A 3,303-nucleotide genomic window follows, 5' to 3' on the forward strand; every position below is an offset into this window, starting at 1 on the left:
ACAAACGGCAGGTATACCTGCAATCGGCTCTGGATCAGCTCGCGTGAGCCTCGATATTCGTCTTCAAATGCTCGGTAAAATCCGATCGGGGTCATCGAAAACATGCGCTAGGAGTGAAGGGCTGGGGTGGAGTGGGTGCAAAAAGAAAAGGTTGTACCGGATTGGCACACTTTCTCCAGACTGCGAAATTGGATCAAAGCCCCATTATCGTCGATACCCACACAGACCCAGCGGCATAGACAACCAGCCACTTTGGTTGCCAATCCGTTGCCTCGGCACGGACAGGGGCTATCGGGGGTCGGTGAGGATGATTGTGAGCAGATCACGGGCACTTTGCTGCCAACTCAGCCAGGGCATGGCATCGGGCAAAGGTGCTTTTCCTTCCTGATACTGACCCATCCATTGCTGTAGGGCAGCCGCCAATGTTCGGGCATCGGCCGCATCGAAATAGCTGACATGCTCGCCTGCGATTTCCCGGAACACGGGGATGTCGCGCGCCATGATCGCAATGCGGTGCTGGGCGGCCTCGATCAATGGCAGACCAAAGCCTTCGCCGTATGAAGCGGCAATCAGGCAGGTGCTACACGCATAGATTTTTTGCAGGTATTCATCGCTGATGCCTTCCAGCCAGTGCAGGTGCTTGCCAAACTGGGCATGGGCACGGATTCTGCGCACCAATCCGTCCACCATCCATCCCTGCTTTCCAACCAGAATGAGGTTGGCATCGGATCCTTCCCGCCACAACTGCTCGAACGCTTTGAGCACCTGTGCATGGCCCTTGCGGGGCTCCAGCGTACTGACCATCAGGAAGTTGGTCTGGCCTTGCAGGGTGGCCAATAGACGATGGGCATCATCGGGCAGGCCGGTGCTCGGGCTGGAGCTTGCCACGTCAGCCCCCAAATGGAACCATGCAATATCCAGTGCACGGGGGCTGCTGAGCCGCGAGGGGGCAATCCATTCGGGTGCATCTGCGGCCACTGCCTGTGAAATGCAGACCAGCCGATCCGCAGCAGCGGCCACTTCCAGCCAGCGGCCAAAATTATCTTCTGCCTCGGGGGCAAAATAATGGGGCATTTGCAGACTCAGAAGGTCGTAAAGCAGGAAATTGACGATCACCCCATCATCGCGCAGTTGTTGGTAGAACTGCTGGTGCACCACGGTGACTTCAGGCTGGAAGTCCAGTGCGAAGAAGATATCCCCGTGGGCCCAATCGATGGGGTCATCCTGGCCTTGCGACGCATCGTGGCCCTGAAAGGCCGCTGTGTACTGGCGCGCATACCGATAGCCTTGGCTGGCCGTGGCATACACAGGTTCGATCTGGTAGCCTGCTGGCGGGTTTTGCAGCCACTCGCGCAAAATGCTGCGCACCACACGCTGAATGCCGGTGCGTGCATCCTTCTGAACCAGTTCGGAGATATCCAGCAGCAGCTGTCGGGTTTCAGCCCCTGCGTTGTAAGCCAGGGTTTGTGCCGTTGCCGCCAAATTGAAGCATGCCGGATCGCTGCCCTGTGCCGAGGAAGCTACCTGCTGTGCAATCTGCCGAACCCAGCGTGACTGGGGAGCTTCGGCATTCGATGCTTGGGCCCGATCAGCGGCTCGGGATGCCTGCTCCTGCTCCAGCGCAGCGATGATGCGGCACGCACTTTTGTCCCACGAGAACAAGAAGGCCCGCTCCAGGGCACGCTGCTTCAGTGCCCGGTAAAAATCCGCATCGGTCAGAGCCTCTTGCATTTTGTGGCAAATGGCATCCACGCTGTGGGGATCGAACAGAGCACGCTCCCAGCCAATCACCTCCGGGATGCTGGTGGTGTTGGAGCCAATGGCCGCCGCGCCACAGGACATGGCTTCCAGCACGGGCAAGCCAAATCCTTCGTGCAATGAAGGAAAGACATACAGGTGGCAGCGGTTGTACAGGAGTACGAATTCATCGTCGGTCAGCCGCCCCGTGAAAATAACCTCGTCTGCGCCCAGGCCCAGTTTCTTGACATGCTCCTCGAAACGGTTTCTGTGTATCTCAGGCATTCCGCCTGCCAGCACCAGATGGTAATCCTCGCGCAAATGAGCAGGCAATCTGGCATAGGCTTCTATCAGGCCCAGGTGGTTTTTTCGTTCGTCGCTGGCACCAGAATACAATATATAGGGCCGGTGAATCGCAAGGCGACGAAACAGGGTTTTTTCATCCTCGGGGGCAATGTCCTTTTTCTTGAAAATATCGGCAACCGCAGAAGAGATATTGAGAATTCGATCCTTGGGATATTGGAAATAATCCACCGCTTCCTGCATGGCAGATTCGGAAATGGCCATCAACAGGCAGGCCTTGCGGGTTTCTGCCAGCTGTTCCATATAAAAATGCTTGTAGCTGCGATCAGGCTCTAGGTAAATATCCGACTGAATCAGCGGAATGGCATCGTGAAATGACACAACAACACGTTGGCCATCAAAGAATGTACCAATGGTTTGTACGGCATCATCTTCATGCCCTTCGAACATGCTGAACACATAGATGAAGTCTGGCTCCAGCTGCTGAATGAATGCCTCTCTGGTGTATTGGGCTACTTTTCTGCGCAACTGATTGGCTGAATTCGATGCCTTGACAGGAGCCGCCGCCTTCCAGACGAGAATTTGCCTCTGTGGCAGTAAGCCTGCAAAACTATCTCGAATGAAAGGCACTGTTTCCGGCATCATGCCATTCAACACCAACAGAATTTCATGTTCCTTGCGGTTGCGAACAATCGCCTTGGCAAGATCGATGGTGTGGCGACCGATGCCCCTGAAGCGACTGTGGCTTTGGGCAGGCTGCATATCAAGAACAATGCGCATGTTTCAAGAATGGATGGATTTTTGGTATTGAATGGCCCGCTGGAGTTTTTCGTGAAAAACCTGCGCGCGCGGTGTCAATGGCTGGGTTTGCAACCCGTTGGAAACCGTTCCTGCATAGGGAACATGCTGCCCAGCCCGCCCATGCTCCGGAACGGCACTCATGAAGCCTTTCTGAACCGCCACGGTTCTGAGCCTGCGGTGCAATCCAGGATAGCGCAACACCATCTGGTTGATGGCTCGGCTGAGTGCTGGATTGCCCAGCACTTTTCTCATGACCCGCAAAAAGGGCCACCAGATACAATCCAGAGTCAGACGCAAGGGAGAGGTGATGCGCCATGACCAGCTCTGGCGCAAGGCCCGGCTCTGCTCCTCCAGCTCCCGCACTCGCCGCCTCACCTGCTCCTCTCGCTCCCGGCCCTGCTGACGCTCCCCCTCCAACTGGCCCTGCACCTGCTCCAGCCTCTGCCTCAGCTCTTCTTGCTG

General features: G+C 56.3%; 2 protein-coding genes and 1 pseudogene. 1 reads left to right on the forward strand and 2 read right to left on the reverse strand.

Annotated elements, in window-relative coordinates; genetic code table 11:
- Window positions 1-288: 288 nt before the first annotated feature.
- Window positions 289-2,343, reverse strand: coding sequence for a glycosyltransferase family 4 protein (locus BUE21_RS14065; protein WP_159435869.1), 2,055 nt, complete (start codon window positions 2,341-2,343; stop codon window positions 289-291).
- Between the two features lie 87 nt (window positions 2,344-2,430).
- On the opposite strand from BUE21_RS14065, the gene BUE21_RS14745 reads away from it, so the two are divergent.
- Complete coding sequence (locus tag BUE21_RS14745) at window positions 2,431-2,580, forward strand: hypothetical protein (RefSeq protein ID WP_159435871.1); 150 nt, start codon at window positions 2,431-2,433, stop codon at window positions 2,578-2,580.
- 243 nt (window positions 2,581-2,823) lie between these two features.
- On the opposite strand, the pseudogene BUE21_RS15085 reads toward BUE21_RS14745, so the two are convergent.
- Window positions 2,824-3,303, reverse strand: a pseudogene (locus BUE21_RS15085) (hypothetical protein); the annotation flags it as partial.

This window comes from Lampropedia hyalina DSM 16112, from assembly GCF_900129055.1.
Lineage (GTDB): Bacteria > Pseudomonadota > Gammaproteobacteria > Burkholderiales > Burkholderiaceae_C > Lampropedia > Lampropedia hyalina.

Coding starts and splice junctions, on each gene's coding strand:
- BUE21_RS14065 (WP_159435869.1), bottom strand. CDS start 2,343: ATGGAACAGCTGGCAGAAACCCGCAAGGCCTGCCTGTTGATGGCCATT.